Origin of the sequence: Pseudomonas cedrina subsp. cedrina (assembly GCF_001983175.1) — a bacterium.
Taxonomy (GTDB): domain Bacteria; phylum Pseudomonadota; class Gammaproteobacteria; order Pseudomonadales; family Pseudomonadaceae; genus Aquipseudomonas; species Aquipseudomonas cedrina.
The window spans coordinates 200,810-226,287 of the sequence record NZ_MNPW01000001.1; the positions used below are offsets into that span (position 1 = coordinate 200,810).

The 25,478-nt window shown below is 58.2% G+C and carries 18 protein-coding genes; 3 read left to right on the forward strand and 15 right to left on the reverse strand.

Translation table 11 applies throughout. The features are described 5' to 3' along the window. Window positions 1–38 precede the first annotated feature (38 nt). On the reverse strand, window positions 39–1,058 hold the full coding sequence (gene aruF / locus BLL36_RS00995; RefSeq protein WP_076949621.1) for an arginine/ornithine succinyltransferase subunit alpha: 1,020 nt from the start codon (window positions 1,056–1,058) through the stop codon (window positions 39–41). 198 nt (window positions 1,059–1,256) lie between these two features. Next, the gene (locus tag BLL36_RS01000) at window positions 1,257–2,477 is read right to left on the reverse strand and encodes an aspartate aminotransferase family protein (RefSeq protein WP_076949622.1); all 1,221 of its coding nucleotides are present in this window, start codon (window positions 2,475–2,477) and stop codon (window positions 1,257–1,259) included. A gap of 290 nt (window positions 2,478–2,767) precedes the next feature. On the opposite strand from BLL36_RS01000, the gene BLL36_RS01005 reads away from it, so the two are divergent. Continuing rightward, window positions 2,768–8,638: a dermonecrotic toxin domain-containing protein gene (locus BLL36_RS01005; RefSeq protein ID WP_083735247.1), complete on the forward strand. Its 5,871-nt coding sequence runs from the start codon at window positions 2,768–2,770 to the stop codon at window positions 8,636–8,638. 2 nt (window positions 8,639–8,640) lie between these two features. Here BLL36_RS01005 and BLL36_RS01010 read toward each other — a convergent pair whose 3' ends face one another. The 7 genes from BLL36_RS01010 to acs all read right to left on the reverse strand — a co-directional run bounded on the left by BLL36_RS01010 (window position 8,641) and on the right by acs (window position 16,880). Beyond that, entirely contained in the window at window positions 8,641–9,621 is a 981-nt protein-coding gene (locus BLL36_RS01010) for a GlxA family transcriptional regulator (RefSeq protein WP_076949624.1), read from the reverse strand. A 249-nt stretch (window positions 9,622–9,870) separates the two neighbouring features. Continuing rightward, the gene (locus BLL36_RS01015; RefSeq protein WP_076949625.1) at window positions 9,871–10,635 is read right to left on the reverse strand and encodes an ABC transporter ATP-binding protein; all 765 of its coding nucleotides are present in this window, start codon (window positions 10,633–10,635) and stop codon (window positions 9,871–9,873) included. 27 nt (window positions 10,636–10,662) lie between these two features. Then, window positions 10,663–11,775 (reverse strand): succinylglutamate desuccinylase/aspartoacylase family protein, encoded by a 1,113-nt coding sequence (locus BLL36_RS01020; protein WP_076949626.1) that lies wholly within the window; start codon window positions 11,773–11,775, stop codon window positions 10,663–10,665. Between the two features lies 1 nt (window position 11,776). After that, complete coding sequence (locus BLL36_RS01025; RefSeq protein WP_076949627.1) at window positions 11,777–12,475, reverse strand: ABC transporter permease; 699 nt, start codon at window positions 12,473–12,475, stop codon at window positions 11,777–11,779. Further along, window positions 12,472–13,161 carry an ABC transporter permease gene (locus BLL36_RS01030; RefSeq protein WP_057723729.1) on the reverse strand — a complete coding sequence of 230 codons (690 nt, stop codon included), beginning with the start codon at window positions 13,159–13,161 and terminating at the stop codon, window positions 12,472–12,474. The genes BLL36_RS01025 and BLL36_RS01030 overlap by 4 nt, the downstream gene beginning before the upstream one ends. Before the next feature lie 93 nt (window positions 13,162–13,254). After that, window positions 13,255–14,040: an ABC transporter substrate-binding protein gene (locus BLL36_RS01035; protein ID WP_076949628.1), complete on the reverse strand. Its 786-nt coding sequence runs from the start codon at window positions 14,038–14,040 to the stop codon at window positions 13,255–13,257. Window positions 14,041–14,924: 884 nt separating this feature from the next. Beyond that, the gene (gene acs, locus BLL36_RS01040; protein WP_076949629.1) at window positions 14,925–16,880 is read right to left on the reverse strand and encodes an acetate--CoA ligase; all 1,956 of its coding nucleotides are present in this window, start codon (window positions 16,878–16,880) and stop codon (window positions 14,925–14,927) included. Window positions 16,881–17,280: 400 nt separating this feature from the next. Here acs and BLL36_RS01045 point away from each other — a divergent pair, with 400 nt between their 5' ends. Next, window positions 17,281–17,550, forward strand: coding sequence for a DUF2790 domain-containing protein (locus BLL36_RS01045; protein ID WP_076949630.1), 270 nt, complete (start codon window positions 17,281–17,283; stop codon window positions 17,548–17,550). Between the two features lie 192 nt (window positions 17,551–17,742). Here the strand turns inward: BLL36_RS01045 and BLL36_RS01050 are convergent, their stop codons facing one another. Together BLL36_RS01050 and vapB are read right to left on the reverse strand one after the other, a co-directional pair. Beyond that, complete coding sequence (locus tag BLL36_RS01050; protein WP_076949631.1) at window positions 17,743–18,156, reverse strand: type II toxin-antitoxin system VapC family toxin; 414 nt, start codon at window positions 18,154–18,156, stop codon at window positions 17,743–17,745. Next, window positions 18,153–18,383 carry a type II toxin-antitoxin system VapB family antitoxin gene (vapB, locus tag BLL36_RS01055; protein WP_076949632.1) on the reverse strand — a complete coding sequence of 77 codons (231 nt, stop codon included), beginning with the start codon at window positions 18,381–18,383 and terminating at the stop codon, window positions 18,153–18,155. Before vapB ends, BLL36_RS01050 begins: the two co-directional genes overlap by 4 nt. Window positions 18,384–18,863: 480 nt before the next feature. On the opposite strand from vapB, the gene BLL36_RS01060 reads away from it, so the two are divergent. Beyond that, entirely contained in the window at window positions 18,864–20,114 is a 1,251-nt protein-coding gene (locus BLL36_RS01060) for a ribonucleotide-diphosphate reductase subunit beta (protein WP_076949633.1), read from the forward strand. 163 nt (window positions 20,115–20,277) lie between these two features. On the opposite strand, the gene BLL36_RS01065 is transcribed toward BLL36_RS01060, so the two are convergent. The 4 genes from BLL36_RS01065 to BLL36_RS01075 all read right to left on the reverse strand — a co-directional run bounded on the left by BLL36_RS01065 (window position 20,278) and on the right by BLL36_RS01075 (window position 25,323). Then, complete coding sequence (locus BLL36_RS01065) at window positions 20,278–21,300, reverse strand: PD-(D/E)XK motif protein (protein ID WP_130925945.1); 1,023 nt, start codon at window positions 21,298–21,300, stop codon at window positions 20,278–20,280. Continuing rightward, on the reverse strand, window positions 21,291–23,957 hold the full coding sequence (locus BLL36_RS01070) for a Z1 domain-containing protein (RefSeq protein WP_076949635.1): 2,667 nt from the start codon (window positions 23,955–23,957) through the stop codon (window positions 21,291–21,293). The genes BLL36_RS01065 and BLL36_RS01070 overlap by 10 nt, the downstream gene beginning before the upstream one ends. A gap of 5 nt (window positions 23,958–23,962) precedes the next feature. Beyond that, on the reverse strand, window positions 23,963–24,598 hold the full coding sequence (locus BLL36_RS30245; protein WP_130925946.1) for a hypothetical protein: 636 nt from the start codon (window positions 24,596–24,598) through the stop codon (window positions 23,963–23,965). A 74-nt stretch (window positions 24,599–24,672) separates the two neighbouring features. Then, window positions 24,673–25,323, reverse strand: a complete 651-nt coding sequence (locus BLL36_RS01075) for an ATP-binding protein (RefSeq protein ID WP_076949636.1) — start codon at window positions 25,321–25,323, stop codon at window positions 24,673–24,675. Between the last annotated feature and the right edge of the window lie 155 nt (window positions 25,324–25,478).

Consider the following 25,478-nt stretch of genomic DNA (forward strand, 5'->3'; position numbering starts at 1 on the left):
AACGGGCCGCCTGCTCCAGGCCACCCGCAAAACTCTGCTTAAACCGCAACCAGGCGCACGCTGGCACCTTCGCCGACGCCCAGCGCTTCGGCCGCGTCCAGGTCCAGGGTCACCGGTTTGCCGGGCGCATAATCGAGCTCCAGCATCACCGCTCGGTAATCCTGCAACTGCGCGTTGCTCACCAGGTACTGGCGACCGACACCCTTGACCATCTCGCCGATCTTCACCGGCACCACGCGGCTCTGGGCAATCGAGCGAATGCCCGAGACCCGTGCGTGCAGCGTCGGGCCGCCGTCGAAGATGTCGATGTAATGGTCGGTCTCGAAGCCTTCGCGCATCAGGATGTCGAAGGTGATCTGCGCACGCGGGTGCACCTGGCCCATCGCCTCTTGGGCGGCGTCCGGCAGCAGCGGCACGTAGATCGGGTAATGCGGCATCAGCTCGGCGAGGAAGGTACGGCTTTTCAACCCGCACAGGCGCTCGGCGGCGGCGTAGTTGAGGTCGAAGAAGTTGCGGCCAATGGCGTCCCAGAACGGCGAATCACCGTTCTCGTCGCTGTAGCCGACGATCTCGGTCACCACCGAATCGGCAAAGCGCTCGGGGTGGCTGGCGACGAACAGCAGGCGGCCACGGGAATTGAGTTCCGACCACGGCGAACCGACCAGCGCCGGCTTCACGTAGAAACTGGTGAGCAGGCTGTTGCCGGTGAGGTCGTGGCACTGGGAAAGCACATGGATCTTGTTGTGGATCTTCAGCTCGCGGGAGGCGTGCACGAAGGTCTCGTTACGAAAACTGTAGAACGGCTCCGAGTAACCGGCCGACGCGACGATGGCCGAGCAGCCGGCGAGTTTGCCGGTGTCAGTGTCTTCGAGCACGAAGAAATAGCTTTCTTCGCCGTTGAAACTGACCTCGGCCGCAAACGACGCTTCGCTGGCGGCGATCTTGTCGCTCAGGCGTTCCACGTCGTCCGGCAAGGAGGTGACACCAATCGGGCTGTCCGCAGCCAGACGCTGTACCTCGCCCAGATCAGCCATTTGCGCGGGGCGCATCACCAGCATGGTGTCACTCCTTAACTCGAAAACTTCATAGAGAAAATGTCCTGCGCCCCATCGGGACTCACCCGAAGACCAGTGTGGGAGCGGGCTTGCCCGCGATAGCGGTGGGTCAGTCGATGTTGGGGTGACTGAACCACTGCCATCGCAGGCAAGCCAGCTCCCACATTTTGATCTGCGGTGCGGCAGATAAATGTGTCGCTATCAGGCTTGCGTCAACGTCTTCACAGCCCGTTCAAAACGATCCAGGCCTTCGTTGATGTCCGCCTCTTCCACCACCAGGCTCGGGGCGAAACGCACCACGTCCGGGCCGGCTTGCAGGATCATCAGGTTTTCTTTCTCGGCGGCGTTGAATACATCCTTGGCCTTGCCTTTGAATGCATCGCTCAGCACGCAGCCGATCAACAGGCCCAGGCCACGCACTTCGGTGAAAATGCCGTATTGCTTGCCGATCTGCTCCAGGCGCGCCTTGAACAGGTCGTGCTTGGCGTTCACGCCGGCCAGGACTTCAGGGGTGTTGACCACGTCGATCACCGCCTCGGCCACCGCGCACGCCAGCGGGTTGCCGCCGTAAGTGGTGCCGTGGGTGCCGACCACCAGATGCTTGGCCAACGCTTCGGTGGTGAGCATCGCCGCGATCGGGAAACCGCCGCCCAGGCTCTTGGCGCTGGTGAGGATGTCGGGCGTCACGCCGTAATGCTGATAGGCGAACAGATGGCCGCTGCGGCCCATGCCGGTCTGCACTTCGTCAAACACCAGCAGCGCGTCGTTGGCGTCGCACAGTTCGCGGGCACCTTGCAGGTAGGCCAGCTCGGCCGGCAGCACGCCGCCCTCGCCCTGGATCGGTTCGAGCACCACGGCGCAGGTCTTGTCCGACACGGCAGCTTTCAGCGCCGCCAGGTCGTTATAAGGAACGTGGGTAATGCCGGTGATTTTAGGGCCGAAACCATCGGAGTACTTGGACTGGCCACCGACGTTGACGGTGAACAGGGTACGGCCGTGGAAGCTGTTCAGCGCGGCGATGATTTCGTACTTCTCGGTGCCGAAACGGTCGAACGCCACGCGACGGGCCAGCTTGAACGCCGCCTCGTTGGCCTCGGCGCCGGAGTTGCAGAAGAACACGCGCTCGGCAAAGGTGGCGTCGATCAGCTTATGGGCCAGGCGCAAGGCCGGCTCATTGGTGAAAACGTTGGAGACGTGCCACAGCTTGTTGGCCTGCTCTGTCAATGCACCGACCAGCGCCGGGTGGGCGTGACCCAATACGTTGACCGCGATGCCGCCGGCAAAGTCGATCAGCTCGCGGCCGGCCTGGTCCCATACGCGGGAACCTGCGCCACGCACAGGGATGAACGCGGCAGGGGCGTAGTTAGGCACCATGACCTGGTCGAAATCGGCACGTTGCACCGGGGCTTGCTCAACGGACATCGGAGTCTCCTGAAGAGGAACGTCCGCCTGGAACTGGCGGACGATGCAGGGATTGTAAGGACAGTTTTCAGCGCGGCCTTGCCGCCAAGCGACAACTTCTTATAGCGCCAACCCCCGTTTTACGCGGGTTTACGCCAATGCGACAAATAGCGTCGCAATGGCGCAGTTTAAACTGCCCGAGGTTTTTACGGCAGGGCCAATACGCCCGGCACACGCCCTAACTATCTAGAGCCGCACACGTGAAACGCGCTGATCTACTCCTGTGCTTTATGCCACTGACGAGTTTCAGCATGACTACCCACCAACCCGACAGCCATTACCGGCCCCTCACAAACGCCATTCCGGCCTGGCTGGGCAAGGCCAGTCCCGCCAAACGCCAGGCCTTTGCCGCCGCCACGCCTACCCCGCTGCCCCCCGCGTCCGCCGCCCAACGCGCCGAATTCAAGCGCTTGAGCGGCGTGCACTGGGCCGCGCAGAACGCCGTGGACAACGCGCTCAAGCAGGTGCGGGACGCCAGGACATTCGCCCGAACGATTCTGGAAGACGCGTTAATCAATCAGTTTGGCGTGGACCTCGACGCCCAGCGCACCTGCCTGCGCCTGTACATCCCGCAAAACCTGCCCTGGCTACCGATTGCCTCCGGCGCGGCGCGCACCTTGACCCTTTCGCTGCTGGACGCGGCACTGGTCAACTTCGACCATGAACAGACCCTGGACAATGCGTTCGAGCCCGCCTCCACCTTTATCACCGAGCCGGATGCCAACGACCAGTTCGTCACCCTGCCAGCGATCCGCGAAAAAATCAGTGTCGCGCGCTTCGCCAGGCTGTGCCGCGAACTGGATATCGGCGCGCGCTACCAGCGCTACCTGAAGGACGCGCTGGGCTTGAACGAGCCGGTGGCCGGCGCGGCCTTGCAATTGAAAGTCGAGGCCAGCCAAAAGGCCGCCTTGCGCAGCGCCTTGCACCTGGCGCAGTTGCGTGGGGACATCCAGCCCGACTTCGCCCAGGCCGTCACCGCGCTGATGGACGGCCGCTCGGCGCCGCGGCTCGGCGACCAAACAATACGTCTGCAGACCCTGAGCGTGATGCAAGCCCCATTGACCGGCATCCTGTTATTCGCCGCCGACCTGGAACAGGCACGCGCCATCCCGCGCCTGGTCGCCTATATCCCCGACGACCCGCACGCACCGCTCAAGGAATATTTCTCGCCGCTGGCCTTCAAGCAGGCCCTGACGCAACGGTTGCGAGACGCTGACTATCAGGCGTTCTTCAGCCGTTTTGTCGCCCATGAACACCGTGGTTTGTTTTTTTCCGGCCTGAGCCAGCGCCTGGCGCGCATCAAATGGAACCCACCACAGCGCGGCAGCGGCCTGGCGCCTTGGCGCAAAACGCCGACCGACGATCCCAAGCTGCAATTTGCGGCCACGCCACTGTCAGGCGATGTGTGGCAGGCGCTCTATCAACAGCAGGTGAACAAGATCCTCAACGACGCCCGCACCACCGCCGTGCCCACCGCCGACGTGGACCTGAAAGCCCGCTGGGCGCTGTGGGATTCCTTCGTCAATGTGGCGTCATCCATTCTCAATGCGGCGCTGTTTGTGGTGGCGCCGTTCATCCCCGGCCTGGGCGAGCTGATGCTGGGCTACATGGCCTACCAACTGCTGGACGACGTGTTCGAGGGCATTGTCGACTGGGCTGAAGGCTTGCCCCAGGAAGCATTCGGCCACTTGATGAGTGTGCTGCAGGCGCTGGTGCAGGTGGGCACATTCGCGGCGGGCGGCACGATAGGCGCGGCCGAACTGCGCAAGGTTTTGCCACAGCCAGTGCTGGATTTCATCGACCGCCATAAACCCGTGACGCTCGCGGACGGCGCCACGCGCTACTGGAAACCGGACCTTGCGCCTTACCGGCAGAACCTCGACCTGCCAGCGAACCTGGGCATCGATCACCTGGGCCTGCACCAGGTTCGCGGCGAATCGATCCTGCCACTGGACGGGCATTTCTACGCAGTGCAACGTCAAGTTGACGGCGCTGGCTACGCGATCAAGCACCCCACCCGTAGCGACGCCTACAGGCCCAGGTTGCGGCATAACGGCGCGGGCAGTTGGCACACTGAACTGGAGCATCCGCTGCAGTGGGATCGCCGCACGCTGTTGCAGCGCATCGGGCATCGTGCCGAGGGCCTCGGCGCGGCCGACCGCGAACTGGCCCTGAGCCTCAGCGACGTGCCCGAAGGCGCGCTGCGCAAGATGCACTTCAACAGCGAGCCGCTGCCGCCACTGCTGGACGACAGCCTGGCGCGCCTGCGCATCGACCGCTCGATCCAGGCCCTGATCGATCGCCTCAACAGCGATGACCCGGCGCAATACGGCCAGGTCGATCCTCAGGACCAACTGCAATTGCTCACCGCCTTTGGCGACTGGCCCCACGCCCGTGGCCTGCGCTTTTTGAATGCCGCCGGCGAAACCACCTGGGCCTTTGGCGACCAGGACGCCCCGGTCGTGCAGATCCATGAAGCCCAATTGACTAACGGCGAGCTGCTCAAGACCGTACTCGAAAGCCTGAGCGAAGAAGAGATCCGCAGCCACTTCGGCGAACGCGCCAGCGACCCGCAGCTCAGCCTGACCACCCGCGTCAAACACCTGCGCAAGCGCCTGGCACGGATCGCCGAGCGCAATCGCGCCCCGTTGTTCGATTCCCGCTATGGCCTGCTGCAACAGAGCGAAGCGCCGGCCGTGCGGCAACTGCTGGACAGCGTCCCCACCCTGCCAGCGCGCTGCGCCGAGCGCCTGATCGACCACGCCAGCGGCGAAGAGCTGCAAGCCCTGGAAGAACGTCACACGCCCCAGCGCCTGGCCGAGCAAGCCGAAGCCGCGCTGGATGCGCTGCGCCTCAATCGCGCTTATGAAGGCCTGCACCTGGACGCGGTACAGAGCCTGGACAGCGACCGACTGGCGCTCAACAGCCTGAGAATCCAGCCGGGCTGGTCGGACCAGATCCGACTGGAACTCAAACATCACTCGCCCGACGGCCCGACATGGCACCGCATCGGCGCTGAAGATGCGCCGCTGCAGCGTAGCCTGGTGCGCACCGAAACCGGCCGCTATGCGCCCCACGACGCCAAGGGCGCGCTGTCCGGCGAGACCGACCTGTACAGCGCCATTCTCGGCGCCCTGCCCGACGCTCAGCGTGAAGCGCTGAACATCCAGATTCATCAGGGCCTCGAGCTGCGGCGGCTTCTGCGCCAACAGGCGCTGCCGCGCGCCGAACTGCGCCAAGTGCTCGATGCCGGTACGCCGCCCGAACCTGCGCGCAAGACCTTGCGCCTGCTGGGCCATGACGCGGGGTTTCACGCCCTGTCGCCAGGTCAGGTTCTACTGGAACGGGCGCAGCAGCTGTTTCCCGGCCTTGGCGAACCGCAACTCAACGATTTGCTGTCACACCTGCATACCCAGCCAGGCGGCGCCGCAAACCAACTGGCCGCGCTGGCCGGGGAATACCAACAACTGGAGAGCCAGCTCAGCATCTGGCAAAACGAAGTGCAGACCCACCACCCACGCTCCGGCGCGCTGCTGACCATTCGCCAGCGTCGTTACGAGCAACAGAACCGTCGCCTGGTCAGCGATCAGCTCAAGCGTTGCTGGCGCCGCGAAACCGACATCGACGACTATTACGAGGACTCCAATCGCGACGGCCACAGGCTGCGGCTGGGTTATCCGATCACCGGCGCGTTGCCTCCCTTGGCGGCGAATTTCGACCATGTGACCTTCCTGTCCCTTACCGGCAGTGTCGATACCCACGGCGCACAGGCGTTCCTCGCGCAGTTCACGCGGTTGCGCCATCTGGAAGTCAAAGGTATTCCCCTGGACGACATCCCCCCGTCTATCAACAGCCAGAGCGCCTTGACCCATCTGATCTTGAGCAACTGCCAGATCCGCCTCACCGAGGCGAGCCACGCCCGGCTGGCCGCCATGAGCCGACTGAAGGCACTGGCGCTGCATCGCAACCCGTTGGGTCGTGCGCCCAGTGTGCAAGGCATGCCGCACCTGAACGCCCTGGACCTGTCGGAAACCGGCATCAGTCAATTGCCCGCCGGTATCCTCAATCGGCCGGAACTGCTGGCCGCATCGCTGGAGGGCAACCAGATTACCGAGTTGCCCGAAGCACTGTTCGAACTGCCCGCCGAGACCAGTAAACGGTTCGATCTCAGTGACAACCCGCTGTCGCCAGCGACCCTTGAACGCGTCAAGCGCTACTTTCAGCAGCATGACACCTACTGGGAAATCGACGCCCCGGCCGCTGACGTGCGCGACGCCAACCTGCTGTTCCCGGCCCTGGACCGCGATAAACTGAATCGTCTGGTCTACGCCCTGCCCGGTGACCTGGAGGCGGGCCGTCGCGAGATAGCGCGCCTGGTGATGGAACTGGACACCCTGCAACAGGAACTGGACCAATGGGCGCAGGGCGAGTCCCTGACGGGCAACGAGCGCGGGCGCAGGCTGGCCCTGCGGCGCTTGCTGGAGACCAGCTGGCGGCGCTACCCGCAGCCGAACACCCATTACTTCCACGCGCTCACCGTCCCCCGCTCGCTGATCGGTGAACTGCCGATACTGAGTGCGCGGTTCAATCACATCACCTCGTTGCTCGTGGAGGGTGACGGAACAGCCGTGGACCTGGACGGGTTCCTGCGCAGTTTCCCGGCGCTGCAGACTCTGGAAATGAGCCACACCGCGCTCGGCGACATCCCGCCGAGCGCGCTGAGCATGCCGCGGTTGACCGTCATGGTCCTGCCGCGCTGTTCGATCACCCTGAGCGCCGCCAGCAGCCGTGGCCTGGAGCGCATGGGCCACCTGCAATACCTGGACCTCAGCCACAACCCGCTCGGCCAACTGCCTGACTTCAGCCAGGTGCCGGGCCTGGCCAGCGTGCTGCTCAAGAACACCGGCCTGCACGAACTGCCCGCAGGCCTGCTCGGCGACTTCCCACGGCGCGAAGTCGACCTCAGCGACAACGCGCTGCAAACCCTGCCCCCGGCGCTGTTCAGCCTGCCGGCAGCGAATACCCATGCGCTGAATCTGGCCGGCAACCCCTTGTCGCGGGCCAGCCTGGAACAGATCAAAAGCCACTACGGCCAGACGCTCCAGTACTTCAACGTCCAGGCCCCGCAGCCCGAACGCCTCCGCGCACAGGCCTTGTACCCAAGCCTTGAGGATCACGAAGCCGACCGTTTTGTGTTCAGCCTGCCCGGTGGCCTGGATGACGTTGCCCCGACCCTGGCACGCCTGGAGGCGGAATATCGGCAACTGAGCACCGACCTGCAGCAGTGGGCGCTCAATGTTCCCGAGCGCCATCCGGTACTCGACGTGCCCCTGGACGAACCCATGCGGGCCCGCGAACAACTGGCGCGCGATCAGTTCAAAAGCCTGCTGGAACAAGCCTGGCGCCGCGAAAGCCCCGAGGACGAGGAAAGCCTCGACGACCAGTTTACCCATGCGCTGACCCTTGACGTGCCGATCCTGGGCGCACTGCCCGAACTGAGCGCAAGGCTGGACCACGTGACCTCGTTCGACCTGCGCGGCGGCGGCACGGTGACGGCCGTCGACGGCACCCTGCAATGTTTTCCCAAGCTGCAAACCCTGATCATCAACCAGTGCGTGCTGCACGACCTGCCCCAAGCGATCTTCAGCATGCCGAAGCTGGCGAACCTGGATTTGTCGCAGTGCGATATCCGCCTCACCGCCGCCGGCGCGCGCAGCTTCAGCGACTTGCCGGCGCTGGAGTTCCTGGAATTGAGCCATAACCCGCTGGGCAACGCGCCCGACGTCAGTGGCCTGAACCTGCTGGCGTCGCTGCACCTGCACAACTGTGAGCTGCGCGACCCGCCGAACGCGGTATTCCGGCTGCCGGAGCTGTACACACTGGACCTGAGCAACAACCAGATCCGCGAGATACCCGCCGACCTGCTGGACCGATCCACGACCTACCAGGACGATTCAGACCTGAGCGGTAACCCGTGGTCCGCGCGCAGCCTGGGTTATCTGCGCCAGTACTACCTGCGCACCGGCGTGGATTTCCAGGTGCCGGAGGCGACGGTGGATGCCGAGGGCGAAGCGTTGCAGCCGCCGTTGCCGGAGCCGGAGCCGGAGCCGATGGAGGAGTAAGCTCAACCGCGCTCGGACGGCACCGAAGACAATTCGAACGGGCTGCTGCTGCGGCGCTGGTTGCGGTCTTCACGGGGCGTGGCGCCGAAGAAGTTGCGGTAGGCGCTGGAGAAATGCGGCCCCGAGGAGAAGCCGCACGACAGGCCGATCTGGATGATCGACTTGCTGGTTTGCATGAGCATCTGGCGCGCCTTGTTCAGGCGCAGCTCCAGGTAGTACTGGCTGGGAACGCGGTTGAGGTATTGCTTGAAGATGCGCTCGAGTTGTCGTCGCGACACGCACACGTGCTGGGCGATTTCGTCGGTGGTCAGCGGTTCTTCGATGTTGGCTTCCATCAGCAACACCGCCTGGGTCAGCTTGGGATGGCTGGAGCCCAGGCGGTTTTGCAGCGGAATGCGTTGGCGTTCGCCGCCTTCGCGGATGCGTTCGACTACCAGTTCTTCCGATACCGCTCCGGCCAGTTCAGCACCGTGGTCACGGGCCAGCACCGCCAGCAGCAGGTCGAGCACCGACATGCCGCCACACGCGGTGAGGCGGTCGCGGTCCCAGTCGAACAGGTGGCTGGTGGCGATGACCTTGGGGAAGCGCTCGGCGAAATCGTCCTGCCAGCGCCAGTGCACGGCGGCGCGGTAGCCGTCGAGCAGGCCGAGCTGGGCCAGCGGGTAGACCCCGGCCGACAAGCCGCCGATCACACAGCCTGCGCGCACCAGTTGCTTGAGGGCGGAGCTTAATTGGGAAGCGATGACGGTCGGCGGTTCGTCCGCCAGCAGGAACAGCTTCTGGAAACCTTCGAGTTTGCCGGCCCATGGCTCACCCGGCAGTTGCCAAGCGCCTTCCATTACAGGCTCGGCTTGCAGGAACGACAACTCGTAGATCACGTCCGGATGCACCCGCTGGGCAACGCGCAAGGCCTCCTCAGCCAGCGCAAGCGTCAGTGCCTTTGTGCTGGGCCAGATCAGGAAACCAATTTTGTGGGCGGTCATGGAGTGCTATCCGAAGCGAGGAACGGTAATGAAGACAAAGGCCAATGCTAGCTGGTAAACCCACACAAATCTCAAAAGCTGATGAAGATCCAACTGTGGGAGCGGGCTTGCCTGCGATAGCGGTGGGTCAGTAAATACATCTGCTGCTGATGCACCGCTATCGCAGGCAAGCCAGCTCCCACAGGGGATTGTGGCTAGCCATCAAGATTGTGAAGAATGCCCTATATCAGTGCACAACAGCAGTCTTGATTATTTCAAGCTGCCCGACAAAAACTGCTGCAAACGCTCGGACTGCGGGTTCACCAGCACTTCCCGCGGGTTGCCGCGTTCTTCGACGATGCCTTTGTGCAAGAACACCAACTGGTTCGACACTTCACGGGCAAAGCCCATTTCGTGGGTCACCACCACCATGGTGCGGCCTTCCAGGGCCAGGTCCTGCATCACCTTGAGCACTTCGCCGACCAGTTCCGGGTCGAGTGCCGAGGTTGGCTCGTCGAACAGCATCACCTCAGGTTCCATCGCCAGGGCACGGGCAATCGCTACGCGCTGCTGCTCACCGCCGGACATGTGCCCGGGGAACGCATCCTTGCGATGGCCCACGCCGACCTTGGCCAGGTAGTGCTCGGCCTTGTCGCGGGCTTCTTTTTTCGGCATGCCCAGCACGTGCACCGGGGCTTCCATCACGTTTTCCAACGCAGTCATGTGCGACCACAGGTTGAAATGCTGGAACACCATGGACAGGCGCGAACGCATGCGCTGCAACTGCTTGGGGTCGGCGGCCTTCATGGCGCCGTCCTTGTTGGCCACCAGTTTCAGCTCTTCGTTGTTGAGCAGGATCTTGCCGGCGTGGGGCTGCTCCAGCAGGTTGATGCAGCGCAAAAAGGTGCTTTTGCCCGAACCGCTGGAACCGATGATGCTGATCACATCACCGGCCGCGGCGGCCAGGGACACGCCTTTGAGCACTTCATGACTGCCATAGCGTTTATGCAGGTCTTGGACTTCAAGCTTGTACATGCGGTCGGTTCTCACAAAAACAGGTGGTCAGTCGTTGAGCAAGCGCCCGTGACGCAGCGCTTCGCGCCCCGCCACCTTGGCCAGCCAGAAACCCGCTTGGGCATAACGTAGCCGTTCAACGGCAAACAACACCCCCGAGGTGCCCGCGCAAAGGGTGCTTACGCGGTCTTCCAGAGGGTCAATCACTTCAAAAATCGGCTCGCCCTTCTCGACCCGGTCACCGGCTTTACGCAGGTAACTGATCACCCCGGCGTGGGGCGCGAACAACAATTCGGTGCCCTCAAAAGGCAGGCCTTCACACGGCTCGTGCTGGGGCGCAGGCCATTCGCCCTTGATCAGGCCTTGCTCGGCAAGAAACGCCAGGATGCCTTCGGCATGGAAGATCGCCTCGTCACGGCCGGTGTCGGCCTGGCCACCCAACTCCAGCGTCGTCGCCAGGCAGGCCAGCGGGACCTGCGCCTCTGGGAACGTGCGCGACAAACGCAGCCACGGCAAGGAGCAGGCTTCATCGAACGAGCTGCCGCCGGAGTCTTCCGCGAGCAGGCCGACTTTCACATTCAGATGCGCCGACAGCGAACGCCACTGCGGCCAGTGCTGGGGCAGCGCATACATGTGCAGCGCGGCTTCGGCGTCGCAGTGCAGGTCAAGGACGATATCGGCCGTGCAGGCGTGGCTCAGCAAGATGCGCTGCATGCCTTGCAACTGGCTGCTCGGCGCGGGCAATGCGCTGAGCACACCGCTCATCGCTTGGCGGATCATGCGCACATTGGCGTGGGGGTCATCGCCGAGTTTGCCTTTGAGCAACTCGGCAGCCGGCTCGCTCAACTCCACGAAGTCGCGGTTGAAGTTCTTGCCGCTACCGACCTCGAAACGTCCCTGGTGGCTGCCTTGCAGCAACTGGCCCAGGCCCATCGGGTTGGCCACCGGCACCAACTCGATCACGCCGTTAAGGGCGCCTTGCTGCTCCAGCTCGGCGAGACGCTTTTTCAGCTCCCACGCCGCGCGCATGCCGGGCAGTTCATCGGCATGCAGGCTGGCCTGGATATACGCCTTGCGCTCGCCCTTGCCGAAACGGAACACGCTCAGTTGGCGCTCGCAGCCCAGGTGACCCCAGGGCAACAGGTGATCGATACGTTGCATATCAGTGCTTCCTTGGCGCCAGGTAGCTCAGCCAGCGGCGCTCGGCCAACTTGAACAGGCGTACCAGGATAAAGGTCAGGCACAGGTAGAACGCGCCGGCGGTGATATAGGCTTCGAACGGCAGGTAGAACTGCGCGTTCACCGTGCGCGCGGCACCGGTGATGTCGATCAAAGTGACGATGGAGGCCAGGCTGGTGGTCTGCAGCATCATGATCACTTCGTTGCTGTACTGCGGCAGCGCGCGGCGCAGGGCCGACGGCAGCAGAATGCGGCGGTACAGCTTGTAGCGCGACATGCCCATGGCCTTGGCCGCTTCGATCTCGCCATTGGGCGTGGCTTTGAGGCTGCCGGCGATGATCTCGGCGGTGTAGGCGCTGGTGTTGATCGCAAACGCCAGGCACGCGCAGAACGTGGCGCTGGACAGCAGCGGCCACATGAAGCTTTCGCGCACGGTTTCGAACTGCGCCAGGCCGTAGTAGATCAGGAACAGCTGCACCAGCATCGGCGTGCCGCGGATCACGTAGGTGTAGAGCCAGGCCGCGCCGTTGACGATCGGCTGCTTGGACACGCGCATCAAGCCCAGGGGCAAGGCGGCGAGCAGGCCGAAGAACAACGAGATGGCGAGCAGTTTCAGGGTGGTCAGCAAGCCGCCGAGGTACAGCGGCATGGCCTCCCAGATGACGTTGTAGTCGAAGATCATAGATCAGCCGCCCTTACGCCTACCGAGTAGCGCTTCTCGAGGTAGCGCAGCGCCAGCAACGACACGCTGGTGATCACCAAGTACATCGCCGCCACTGCGAGGAAGAAGGTAAAAGGCTCGCGGGTGGCGTCGGCCGCCTGCTTGGCCTTGAACATCATGTCTTGCAGGCCCACCACCGAAATCAGCGCGGTGGCCTTGGTCAGTACCAGCCAGTTGTTGGTAAAACCGGGGATCGCCAGCCGGATCATCTGCGGCACCATCACCCGGAAAAACACCTGGAAACCGCTCATGCCATACGCAAGGCCGGCTTCGGCCTGGCCCTTGGGGATGGCCATGAAGGCGCCGCGGAAGGTTTCCGACAGGTAGGCGCCAAAGATGAAACCCAGGGTGCCGATACCGGCGGCCAAGGGGTTCAAGTCGATATAGTCGTCGTAGCCGAGCATCGGCGCGACGCGGTTGAGCAGGTCCTGACCGCCGTAGAAAATCAGCAGGATCAGCACCAAGTCGGGGATCCCGCGGATCACCGTGGAGTACAAGTCACCCAGCCAGGCCAACCAGCGCACCGGCGACAGGCGCAACGCGACCCCGATCAGACCCAGAACAATGGCCAAGGCCATGGACGACAAGGCGAGCTGAAGCGTCAACCATGCGCCATCGAGGATGACGGCCCCGTAGCCTTTCAACATGATTCAGGTCCTCGAAAAGGGGGGATGAAAAAATGGCGCAAACTTCAGAGTGTTCTGTTGCTTGCGCCATTTCGGACAGACAGCTGCGACGGTTTACTTGGCGTCAGCGCCGTAAATGTCGAAGTTGAAGTACTTGTCCTGGATCGTTTTGTACTTGCCGTTGGCACGGATCGCCGCGATGGCCGCGTTGATGCGCTCCAGGTTTTCCTTGTCGCCTTTGCGTACGGCGATGCCGATGCCGTCGCCGAAGTATTTGGCGTCGGTGAAGGCCGGGCCGGTGAACGCGTAACCTTTGCCGGCCGGGGTGTCGAGGAAACCTTCCTGCAACAGGGTGGCGTCCGCTACGGTGCCGTCGAGGCGACCGGCTTCCACGTCCAGGTAGATTTCGTTCTGCGAGCTGTAAGGCACGACGGTGGCGCCTTTAGGGGCCAGGACTTCCTTGGCGAAACGGTCGTGGATCGAACCGCGCTGCACGCCGATTTTCTTGCCTTTCAACTCATCCAGGCTGTCGCTGACCGCCGTGCCTTCCTTCATCACCAGGCGCGCCGGAGTCAGGTAGTAGCGGTTGGTGAAGTCCACGGACTTCTTGCGGTCGTCAGTGATGGACATGGACGACAGGATCGCGTCGATCTTGCGCACTTTGAGCGCCGGGATCAGGCCGTCGAATTCCTGCTCGACCCAGGTGCACTTGACCTGCATTTCTTCGCACAGCGCATTGCCGATGTCGTAGTCAAAACCGACGATGCTGCCGTCCGGCGCCTTCGAGGCAAACGGAGGGTAGGCCGCTTCGATACCAATTTTCAGCGGCTTGCCTTCGGCAAAAGCCTGCATGGACAGCACGGACAGCGCCAGGGCGCCCAACAGCACAAGTTTCTTCATCTTGGGACTCCATCGGTATAGGGCAAAACAGCAGTATGAGCCATGGCCCACGATGCGGCGAAGGTGAAACCGAATAGCAGTGCTGCGTCCCACACCAGATCAGCCTGGAGACGACGAGCGAGTGATCGGCATTCTAACGACAGGCCGGAAGCCGATATTTCCTCAATGCGACAACAATTTACAGATGCACCGAGAAAGCGGTTCCAGCTCATTGACAGCCTCTGGATTTTATGCAGAGACAAAAGACATTCAACCTGTAGATGCTGCAAATTGCGGGCCTATTATTCGCAAACCCTTCTGGGACGGCAAGTGGGGCGTTTAATCTTATTTCCCAGGTTGTTTAAACCGCAGCTGTAAGGCGCCCAGACGTAGCACATTGCCCCAAGCCTGGGCAGCGGGTTACACATTTGGCCAAGGCGGTAACATTCAGAAACTTCCGGCGAGAGAAACCGATATTTATTCGGCTGGTGGCTGTACCACCGATGCTCGCCATGAAATGCAATCCAACCTGTGGGAGCTGGCTTGCCTGCGATAGCGGCGGGTCAGTCAGCCGGTCTGTGACTGATACACCGCCATCGCAGCATAGGTATCTCACATTTCTGTAGTGAGCGGGCTTGTCCCGCGCTGGGCTGCGAAGCGGCCCCAAACCAGGCGAATTGCGTTTATCTGAAACTGCGCGGTGTCTATTGGGGCGGCTTCGCCACCCAGCGCGGGACAAGCCCGCTCACTACAAGGAGATTTGTCAGCGTTTGAAAGTTGTGTAAATACCTATGGCCATCGCAGGCAAGCCAGCTCCCACATTTGATCTTCATTGCTTTCAAGATTCCCATAAAAAAGCCCCACCCGGCTCACACCGAATGGGGCTTTTTCCCACCTACCTCGCCTTACGCGACGTTCATGGTCTTGTGCGTCTCAATCAAATGCGCCACCACCCCCGGATCGGCCAGGGTGGAGATATCTCCCAACCCGTCATATTCCGCCGTGGCAATCTTGCGCAGAATCCGCCGCATGATTTTACCCGAGCGCGTCTTCGGCAAGCCCGGCGCCCACTGGATCACGTCCGGCGAAGCAATCGGCCCGATCTCTTTACGCACCCAGTTCTTCAACTCCAGGCGCAACTGCTCGCTGGGCTCTTCGCCGCCGATCAAGGTGACGTAGACATAAATCCCCTGCCCCTTGATGTCGTGCGGCACACCCACCACCGCCGCTTCCGCGACTTTCGGGTGGGCGACCATGGCGCTTTCGATCTCGGCGGTGCCCATGCGGTGGCCGGACACGTTGAGCACGTCATCCACGCGCCCGGTGATCCAGTAGTAACCGTCTTCGTCGCGGCGCGCACCGTCACCGGTGAAATACATGCCACGGAAGGTCTTGAAGTAGGTGTCGACGAAGCGGTCATGGTCGCCAAACAGCGTACGCGCCTGGCCCGGCCACGAATCGAGGATCACCAGGTTGCCTTCGGCCGCGCCTTCGATCAGGTTGCCCAGGTTGTCCACCAGCGCCGGCACCACACCAAAGAACGGCCGCGCCGCCGAACCCGGCTTGAGCGCATGGGCGCCCGGCAGCGGGCTCATCATGTTGCCGCCGGTTTCGGTCTGCCACCAGGTGTCGACAATCGGGCAACGGGATTGGCCGACGTTCTTGTAGTACCAGTCCCAGGCTTCCGGGTTGATCGGCTCGCCCACCGAACCCAGCAGGCGCAGGCTGCTGCCGTCGGCGCCTTCGCAGGCGGCGGTGCCGGAAGCCATCATCGCGCGGATCGCGGTCGGCGCGGTGTAGAGGACGTTGACCTTGTGCTTGTCAACGATCTTCGCCACCCGCGTGATATCCGGGTAGTTCGGCACGCCTTCGAACAGCAAGGTGGTCGCGCCATTCGCCAGCGGGCCGTAGACGATATAAGTGTGGCCGGTGACCCAGCCGACGTCGGCGGTGCACCAGTAGACTTCGCCAGGGCGGTAGTCGAACACGCGCTCATGGGTCAGGGCCGCATACAGCAGGTAGCCGCCGGTGGTGTGCTGCACGCCTTTAGGCTTGCCGGTGGAGCCGGAGGTATAGAGGATGAACAGCGCTTCTTCGGCGCCCATCTCTTTGGGCGCACACACGGTGCCCGCCACTTTCATCAGGTCTTCGTACCAGATGTCGCGATGCTGGTTCCACTTGATCGTGCCATTGGTGCGCTTGCACACGATGACCTTCTGGATGCTGCTGGTTTCCGGGTTGGTCAGTGCGTCGTCGACGTTGGCCTTGAGCGGAATTTTCTTACCGGCGCGGACGCCTTCGTCAGCGGTGATCACCACCTTCGACTTACAGTCGATGATGCGACCGGCCAGGGCTTCCGGCGAGAAACCACCGAACACCACCGAGTGAATAGCACCGATGCGGGTACACGCCAGCATGGCGACCACGGCTTCGGGGATCATCGGCATATAGATAGTCACTACATCGCCGCGGTGCACATCCTGGCCACGCAGGGCGTTGGCGAACTTGCAGACCTGTTCATGCAGCTCGCGGTAGGTGATGTTGCGGCTCTCGGCAGGGTCATCGCCCTCCCAGATGATCGCAATCTGGTCGCCACGCTCGGCGAGGTGACGGTCCAGGCAGTTGTAGGAAACGTTCAAGGTGCCATCGGCGAACCACTTGATGTCGACATGGTGATCGTCGAACGAGGTCTGCTTCACCGTGGTGAAAGGCTTGATCCAGTCGAGACGCTTGGCTTGCTCGCGCCAGAAACCATCGGGGTTGACCACCGATTGCTGGTACATCGCCTTGTAGGTCGCCTCGTCGGTCAGCGTGTTGGCTGCTACTTCGGGGCGGACGGGGTACAGGGAAGCCGCACTCATCTTTCTTACCTCGGTGACAATAGTTGTTGTTGTATGGCCCCTGTTGTAGCCGGGGTGGGCCTATAGAACCATTCGACGATGGTAGTAACAAGACCCTACAAATTACCCTGCCATGCCCGACCACCGCTCTGGCCCGCGGCCTGTGGCGCTTTGTGGGCAGGTGAAAAAACCTTCATCGGCCGATTGTTACAAAAACCGCCAAAAGTGTTTATCAAAACCACGGGTATATGAATAGACCCCAGGCGCCTAAAATCAACTCCGCCCACCAAGGCACTGTGATTAACACCGTAACAGCCCCCACGAAGGCAACGTTAATCCGAACTTCCCAACTCTCAAGTTACACACGTGGCCTCACAAGGGCCCCGTGACCCCTTTCGCCCTGAAGAAGGTAAATAGAGAAATGAAAGCTTTAGCAGTTTTGGCCCTCAGCAGCCTGTGCGCCACCGCCGCCCTGGCCGACGAGGCCCCGACCGAGCTGGCCGGCCGCAACGCGCCGATTGTCGAGGACTACACCTACAGCACCCACTTGGACGTCGCCAAAGTATTGTCCATGAGCGACATACCGCAAGTGTGCGAAGTTGTACCGGTGAAGATGGAATATGAAGACTCGCAAGGTCAGCGTCATATTCTTAATTATCATGTGATGGGCAATGGTTGTTCTAACGGGTAATAACTTGGTTATTTAGCTTCAACCCGGATCTTGGTCGCCGCAGGAAATCGTTCTTGCGGCCAAGAACCCACTCGACCGCCACGCGGATCAAACTGGGTAGCTGGCCTGTCGACCACTTTCTGACACCCCGCCATTCAAGTGTGGGAGCTGGCTTGCCTGCGATGGCGGTTTCAGCCATACCATTCGCTCGTGTTAGTGAACCCAATCCTCGTAAGACAACCCCGACACGCGACTGAACTCCCGAATGTTGTTGGTCACCAACGTACACCCCGAAGCAATTGCATGCCCTGCAATCGCAGTATCATTTTGGCCGATGATCGACCCTTGCTCGGTTAGGCTTCGTTTTACTTCAACCGTCGCGTCCACCGCCGCCACGCCCCACGGCAGCACTTCATCGAGTCGCTTCACAAACTCATCGACTAACGTCTTGTGTTTGGGCGATGCCTTTTTCCCAATCTGTCCATATCGCATTTCGGCATAAGTAATGGCCGAAATCACGATTCGATTGCTCCTCGCAACCTCCGATGCCAGTCGCTCAAGCACACACTCGGGCCGCTCACGCATGATGAACGAGCAAATGCAGGTATCCAGCATGTATGTCGTCACAGATTGAACCTGCCTTCATCGCCAACAACGTCCTGACGCTCCTGAAGAAAATCTTCGTCCGCCTTGGGCAACTCACGCAGCGACCCCCAGCTAGGCCGGACAGGTCGCAATGTGATCGTATCTCCATTGCGGGTGATTTCGAGCTCGCCGACTCCCTCGTAGGCCATGTCGTTTGGAAATCGAATAGCCTGATTCTTTCCGTTTTTAAAAATTGAGACTGTGCGCATGATTCAACTCCTACCTATGCCTGACATATGCAATGTAGGGATACGTAGAAGCCTATGCAAGGCATATGGCAATTTGCCGACGATCGGACATGTGTGCCAGTTGCTAAAAAAACCTGCGGCAGCAACACCCCGTAAACTCTCGCTCCGGCTCAAAAAGCAACCTTTCTGTCTCCGGTCCGTGACCATCCGCCACAACACAAAGCCAATTTTTTCCCTATAATGCGCGAGTAAATCGGGCCTGCAATATCCCTTTACACGGGGACGAAGAGCCAGACCTGAGGCCACCGCCGGAGCCTGCACCACCCGCTCCGCCCCTCAAGCCTCATGCAGCACCCGTTACCCCATTACGTTTATTTGCCTGCGCGAGCTGCTGCAACAAACGATTCCTTAAGATCCACCGCGGCCCTTGGGGCCGTGTGAACACCCAACCATCCGGTTTCACACGGGCACCTTGAGCCCTCACGCAGGAGACGACATGTCATGCTGAGCTGGGACGAATTCGACAAAGAAGAAGAAGGCGAAGTAGCCACCAAAGGCGCCAACGCCGGCCACGCCACCGAAGCCAACATGGACCGCCTCGACGGAGCCGGCGCCGCCGCCGCCATCGAAGCCCGCGCCGTCACCGCAAATGACTCCGCCGCCATCGCGCGCGCCAAGGCCGAGCTGGACAAGCTCGACGTCGCCGAAGGCCTCGCCGAACTCGAAGGCGCCTCCGCCCGCGTCGCCGTCGACGAAAAGCGCATGATCAACTGCCGCGCCGACCTCAACCAGCTCGTGCCCTTCAAGTACGACTGGGCCTGGCAAAAGTACCTCGACGGCTGCGCCAATCACTGGATGCCGCAAGAGGTCAACATGACCGCCGACATCGCCCTGTGGAAAGACCCCGAAGGCCTGACCGACGACGAACGCCGCATCGTCATGCGCAACCTCGGCTTCTTCTCCACCGCCGACTCCCTGGTCGCCAACAACCTGGTGCTGGCCGTCTACCGCCTGATCACCAACCCGGAGTGCCGCCAGTACATCCTGCGCCAGGCCTTCGAAGAAGCGATCCACACCCACGCCTACCAGTACTGCATCGAATCGTTGGCCATGGATGAAGGCGAGATCTTCAACATGTACCACGAGATTCCATCGGTCGCTAAAAAAGCGGCCTGGGGCCTGAAGTACACCCGCTCGATCTCCGATCCGAAGTTCGAAACCGGCACCGTCGACACCGACAAAGAGTTGCTGCGCAACCTGGTCGCCTACTACTGCGTGTTGGAAGGCATCTTCTTCTATTGCGGCTTCACCCAGATCCTGTCCATGGGCCGCCGCAACAAAATGACCGGCGTGGCCGAGCAGTTCCAGTACATCCTGCGTGATGAGTCGATGCACCTGAACTTCGGTATCGATGTGATCAACCAGATCAAAATCGAAAACCCGCACTTGTGGGATGCCGAGATGAAGGAAGAAGCGACCCAGATGATTTTGCAGGGTACGCAGCTGGAGATTGAATATGCGCGGGATACCATGCCGCGTGGGGTGCTGGGGATGAATGCGGCGATGATGGAGGATTACCTCAAGTTCATCGCCAACCGTCGCCTGTCGCAGATTGGTCTTAAAGAAGAGTATCCAGGGACGACCAACCCGTTCCCTTGGATGAGCGAGATCATGGACTTGAAGAAAGAGAAGAACTTCTTCGAAACCCGTGTAATCGAGTACCAGACCGGCGGCGCGTTGAGCTGGGATTAACTCTCAAGCCAAGTAACATTAAAAAGCCCTGACTTGTTCGGGGCTTTCTGACTTAACTTACCACCAGAAAAAATGCGCGGAACAGAAAATCAAACTCTTCCACACTCAATAATATTCACTAACAAAAAACATATACACCGCCACCCAACGAGACCAATGAAATCTACTTCTCCAAAAAATCAACTAACAAGGTCTTCGCTGACGCTGGATTATTGGCAACTCGCCACTTAGCTGCACCAGCAAGGTTAAGGTCATATTTAACAGACCCAACCCCAGCAGGGACGCCGTCTATAAACGATGTGGCCGTAATGCGTGGAAACCCCTCAGCGACTCTAAATAACTCTTCAGATCTAATTCTAAGAGATAGTTTTCTATATTCAAACTCACATACCGAGTCATAACCGGCACCGTACAGCAATGACTCAAACCTCGATAGCATTAAAAGATCGTCATTAAGAAAGCTGCGGACTTTGTTGACCAAATCGGGCAGTGACTCCTTCCCACTCCCCTCTTCTCTAACAACCAAGCTAAAAAGGAACAGCGATCCTCCTGCGGGTTCCAAAAGTTGATCAACCCCATTTATGACGTGTGAAGCGCTTTCTTTAGACGAGGTTTTTACCTCAATTCCAACACCCAAAACCTCAAAATCATTTCGTGCACCCAAAGGGCCTCGCCACATGTCAATTGATTTTGAAAAGCCTATACTTGGTATCAACCAATTGAGCAAAAACCAAAGCTCACCAAACAATCCAATCTGCTGTTCCCTAGAAAGTAAGTCCTGTTTTGCTCCAGCCCAGAATCGCCTCCATTTTTCCAAAACATTTTGAACTATACGAACGCACCCAATACTCGCACCTGAATTAAGCGCTTCAGAAATCTCTGTTACAGCGACATCTAGAGCGGCATAACCCTGTGGATCAAGACAGATCACCTCTACGAAATTTCGGATTTCACCATCATCAACCTTCATCTCTACGACACGCACAGCTATACCAACACTAATACGCTCGGAGAGCTCACAGGGCTCACCGTGCGGAATAGCAACAAGGACGTATCTCTTACGAGATGAGTCAATAGCTATGAATACATCTTTGCGAACATCCGGATTAGCCAGACGAACTGATAACTTTTCCTCAGCTACCGGTGTGAGATCCAACAAATCCCAGCGAAGACTCATTAGATGCATGGACGCCACCGCGCAGATCCTTCCAAATAAGCCTCAGAAGGTCCATCTGTCTTAGTCTTGGGGAATGAAATAGCCAAGCCGATAAGATCACGAGCGAGTGAATTAGACGGGTCTTTATATAATGACTCACGGCCCTTCGCCAGCGCGGCCGGATCATGCCCCGATTTTTTACTTATTGGATATATCAACAACAGGGCTTTTTGAGAAGACCGTGAATAACGTGCAGCTCTATTTCTATCTCTATGTTCACCGCTAGCCATTTTCGCATCCGCAGCGATCACCTCCAAATCCGTAAGACCGATTGCTTCGTCACCTGGAGTGGTTATAACGCCTAGAGAATTTGTCCCTCTAATTCTAGTTCGACTGATATTCCATACAGCAGGCTCATCGTTCGGCAACCAACTAGCACGGCCTAACTCCTTATCTTCTTCATCTCGGCCTCTAACCGCTACAGTCCAACTGACCAGATCGCCGGAAAGGTTTTGCCTTTCAATCCATGCAGCAATCAATTCTGAAGAAAAGCTGCTAACTTCAATATCCGTAGAAAACCCACGAATAAATTTAACTATCTCTGCGGCGGACACTTCGGACCAGACGGGGCCAAATTTAGTTTTTTTATCGCTACCGCCCAGTCGCTGCAGAAAACTTTTTGTTGCTTGTCGGTTTTCCTCGCAAATTAAAGCCAATCGAGCTTCATCTTGCAGTGGAAACTTGAATGTTTGCTCAAGTTGTAGCGAATAAGATTGACTTATAATAGTAGCGACGCCTGTTCGCCTCTTTAGCGCACTAGTCACCTGCATTGAAGGATGCTGTAAAATTCGCATTCCGAGCTCAGAAGGCTTAAGCCCAGGTATTTGCTCATATACCTGCATATCTTGACGCAACCTATACTCAACTAGAGCCAAATCTGTAAACCAGCCAGCCAGTTCGCTGGTCGTATATATACGGGTGAGATCTTCATATCCAGCACGATATCCGTACCAGCGAGCCATCTGGAGTAAAGTATCGTACTGTGGAGAACGGCGTGCAAAAAAACTAACTAAAAGCCCTTCCAAAGTAAGGCCACGCGCAAGACGGTTACCGCCCACCGCAATAGCCTTTAAGCTTGGCTCACGCTCAAAATCTAAAACCTCACCAGTATCGCTATTAATCTCACGGACTACGACAGCCTCCATGAATGGGCCTATGAAAGGCTCAATGTCCATAAAGGTATCTACCGGTGCATCTGGGATGCCAGAACTAGTAGGGATAAAATCTTCTTCCCATAAAACTTTTAACCCCTCACGAATCCCACCATTTCTGTCATAACGCCATAAATCTTTAATCTCCCGGAACCTATTTTCAATGAGTTTTTTGGTAGGAGCTTGGTCCGCAATCCGCTGACTAGTATGAACAAGCATTGTACTAGGAGCATCGCCCTTACCCCGCTTCGCACGCGCCGCACCACCTAGAACAAATGCGAACAGTGATAGATTTAACGACGCTGGCAGTAAGTTATCTTGCAGCAGAGATACAACCTCTTTCGCTGGAATAATACGCACAACATCTAAACCAGATACACTTTCATTACCGTTGGAATCGAAACGCCCAAAAAACTCTTCGGTACCAAAATAACCGGGAGGTTTTGGAAGATCTATAAAAAAGTCTTTTGGATAGAGGTCAGACCCAACCGCACCATCATAGGTATTATGAGGAATTAATATGTTAGCAAAAGGAGTTGCTGTATAGGCCACATAGGCACGCCGTGAAAATATGCTAATCAAGGACCTTATAAGGCCATTTATAACTGCTGGGGCTTCGTAATCCGGATTATCCGCATCGAATGCAGCTTGGGTTTGGTAACTACCTCGAGTATCTACACTCGCTTGATCCGCTTCATCATCAATAAATAATGCGGGCAAAGTTAGACGAACTTCAGGGGGTGCTGAATCAAACCAAGCTTTCAATCGACGCAGCACCGCCCCATTTTTCTTTATAACAAGTAATACTGGCTGAGATCCCTGCAACGCAGCATGATTAGCGCGACCTATTGAAAAATCGCCATCCAGATCATCACTTGTAAATTGATGCCACTGCCGCCCTACCGGAGGCAAACGGACCGCTCCGCGCGGATTTGTAGGGTAACCCGTCAGCTCGCGGTTAAGTCGTAACTGCGTCTGTCGACGAAGCCCATTATCTATACCGGAAAAAACGACGATCAAACGATAGCCAGCATCTGCTGCTTTAGCTATGACTGCTGTAAAATTTGCGGTCTTCCCACTTTGTACATAACCGAGTACTAAACCTCGGATATCAAACTCTGCCGTGGATGGCGGTTTTAGCTCGCGAAGAATACGATCAGATGCGTCATCCAGAGAAAGGACCGTATCTTTCGACCACCCCTTATATCCAAGCAAGTACGATCGCAGTGTTTTCCAATAATACCACTCACTACGATCAACACTTAACAACCAGTCATGTAATTCTTCAGTTGAAGAAATAACCCGAGCACGCTCAAAAGTTTTATTTGACTCTTCTTCAAGCCTGTTAGCAACCCACTCTCGGAGCTCCGCAGGGATAAGCTGATTAGACAAAACATCATCCTTGGAATGCCCCAAATCCAAGAGGAACCTTGCGGTACGTAATGCTTGATCCTGCAGTGTAGAAATCTGAGACATATGCGCTACTCCAACAATGTGGCTTTTGCTCGGGCGAAAACTTTCCTAACTACAGGTAACTCTTCAGGCAAAGCGACCTTCTCAAGCAATAGCTCCACATGCTCAAAGTTCAACTCTTTGGACTCATTCGAACCAGTATTACTGTTCGAATGATCAGGAGCGTACTGTGAGCCAGGAAAAACATCGCTGCTATCCTCTCGCACAACTTTAGGTTTCTTCCCCTCGCGGCCTCCTTCCGCTCCAGAACCGCTTCCCTTTAAAGACTTTTCACTAGAGCGGTACGTCTTATTTGCTAAGGTAATGACGGGACTGATCGCTTGCGCCAGTGCTTCCTTAATTGAAGAAGGGAGACTCACACGCATTTTCGGAACATTTATTTTAAATTCTTCATCCAAGCGAGGACTGAAAGACAGAGCAACTCTTGCTAACTTATGATGCTCATCTAAAGTCCTAAGATTACTCCACCCCCCGCTTTGGATCATTCTATCAGCGCGATATATATAAAAACCTTGTTGGCGGTTCCACTTATTAGGCCCTGATGCTCTATTAAAAGCGTCAGGAGTAGAAAACTGAGACTGCGAGGGCAGAACATATGGCTCAACTACTATGTCGGATTTTCCGCTCTCCATTTCCACACGCATTACAACCTGTTCCAAGCTCTGTGTTTGCGTCTCTCCACGTGCAAACGGGTCCCACGGCACAATTTTATTATCATTTATATAAATAGACAGTTTTTACCGCGAACCTCTCCAGCTAAAAACCTGTGAAAAACCATCGCAACATGCTTTTCCACTTCCCTACACATACTCGCGAGTTGCTTTCTAGCAAACTCACCATCCGGATGTTTATAATCTAGAATTCTATCTATTCTTTCCCAAACTATAACCGAGCCCGGCGCCTCTTTGAGGTACTCTCGAGCTTTAACTTGCAAATCGGCGGTTCTTACCTGCAATATTTCCCATTTATTCGTAGCATCTACGTGATCAAGATCCCAACAGTAAGCACTTATATCTGCGCGTTTTTCATTATGCCTAGAAGCGACTGTCAAGCGTAAGCATTGGCTAAGCGAAGCTGTTTTCAGACCTAGCCCGAACTTACCTAAGTCTTCGCTTTCATAATCTCTCTCGGACCCAAAACGCAGAGCTTCGCGTATCTGCGAAGCCGACATTCCTAGCCCGTTATCAGAAATCATTACAGAAGAGTTCTCGCCATTCCATTCAATATGAATACGAATAGTATTAGCCTTTGCCTCAATCGAGTTATCGATGAGATCAGCAACTGCGGCAGAAAATTCGTATCCCATATCTCTAAGAGACCTAATAAGCCGCTTCGCACTGGGTATAACTTCCCACGTGTTGGTACCCATAAAGCTCCTTGATCTCATCGATCATCTCAATTGCTTCTCACGTACCAGATTCAAACCCAGCACGAATATGTCCTCAGCGCGCCGAGCCAAGTGCCAAAAAAGCTAAGCATGGCGATGCGCCATCCATATTGAATCATTCTGCGATAAAAGAAAAG

What these genes read in the sequence shown, in the direction of transcription:
- aruF (WP_076949621.1), bottom strand. Translation starts at nt 1,058, where the DNA reads ATGCTGGTGATGCGCCCCGCGCAAATGGCTGATCTGGGCGAGGTACAG.
- BLL36_RS01000 (WP_076949622.1), bottom strand. Translation starts at nt 2,477, where the DNA reads ATGTCCGTTGAGCAAGCCCCGGTGCAACGTGCCGATTTCGACCAGGTC.
- BLL36_RS01005 (WP_083735247.1), top strand. Translation starts at nt 2,768, where the DNA reads ATGACTACCCACCAACCCGACAGCCATTACCGGCCCCTCACAAACGCC.
- BLL36_RS01010 (WP_076949624.1), bottom strand. Translation starts at nt 9,621, where the DNA reads ATGACCGCCCACAAAATTGGTTTCCTGATCTGGCCCAGCACAAAGGCA.
- BLL36_RS01015 (WP_076949625.1), bottom strand. Translation starts at nt 10,635, where the DNA reads ATGTACAAGCTTGAAGTCCAAGACCTGCATAAACGCTATGGCAGTCAT.
- BLL36_RS01020 (WP_076949626.1), bottom strand. Translation starts at nt 11,775, where the DNA reads ATGCAACGTATCGATCACCTGTTGCCCTGGGGTCACCTGGGCTGCGAG.
- BLL36_RS01025 (WP_076949627.1), bottom strand. Translation starts at nt 12,475, where the DNA reads ATGATCTTCGACTACAACGTCATCTGGGAGGCCATGCCGCTGTACCTC.
- BLL36_RS01030 (WP_057723729.1), bottom strand. Translation starts at nt 13,161, where the DNA reads ATGTTGAAAGGCTACGGGGCCGTCATCCTCGATGGCGCATGGTTGACG.
- BLL36_RS01035 (WP_076949628.1), bottom strand. Translation starts at nt 14,040, where the DNA reads ATGAAGAAACTTGTGCTGTTGGGCGCCCTGGCGCTGTCCGTGCTGTCC.
- acs (WP_076949629.1), bottom strand. Translation starts at nt 16,880, where the DNA reads ATGAGTGCGGCTTCCCTGTACCCCGTCCGCCCCGAAGTAGCAGCCAAC.
- BLL36_RS01045 (WP_076949630.1), top strand. Translation starts at nt 17,281, where the DNA reads ATGAAAGCTTTAGCAGTTTTGGCCCTCAGCAGCCTGTGCGCCACCGCC.
- vapB (WP_076949632.1), bottom strand. Translation starts at nt 18,383, where the DNA reads ATGCGCACAGTCTCAATTTTTAAAAACGGAAAGAATCAGGCTATTCGA.
- BLL36_RS01060 (WP_076949633.1), top strand. Translation starts at nt 18,864, where the DNA reads ATGCTGAGCTGGGACGAATTCGACAAAGAAGAAGAAGGCGAAGTAGCC.
- BLL36_RS01065 (WP_130925945.1), bottom strand. Translation starts at nt 21,300, where the DNA reads ATGCATCTAATGAGTCTTCGCTGGGATTTGTTGGATCTCACACCGGTA.
- BLL36_RS01070 (WP_076949635.1), bottom strand. Translation starts at nt 23,957, where the DNA reads ATGTCTCAGATTTCTACACTGCAGGATCAAGCATTACGTACCGCAAGG.
- BLL36_RS30245 (WP_130925946.1), bottom strand. Translation starts at nt 24,598, where the DNA reads ATGCGTGTGGAAATGGAGAGCGGAAAATCCGACATAGTAGTTGAGCCA.
- BLL36_RS01075 (WP_076949636.1), bottom strand. Translation starts at nt 25,323, where the DNA reads ATGGGTACCAACACGTGGGAAGTTATACCCAGTGCGAAGCGGCTTATT.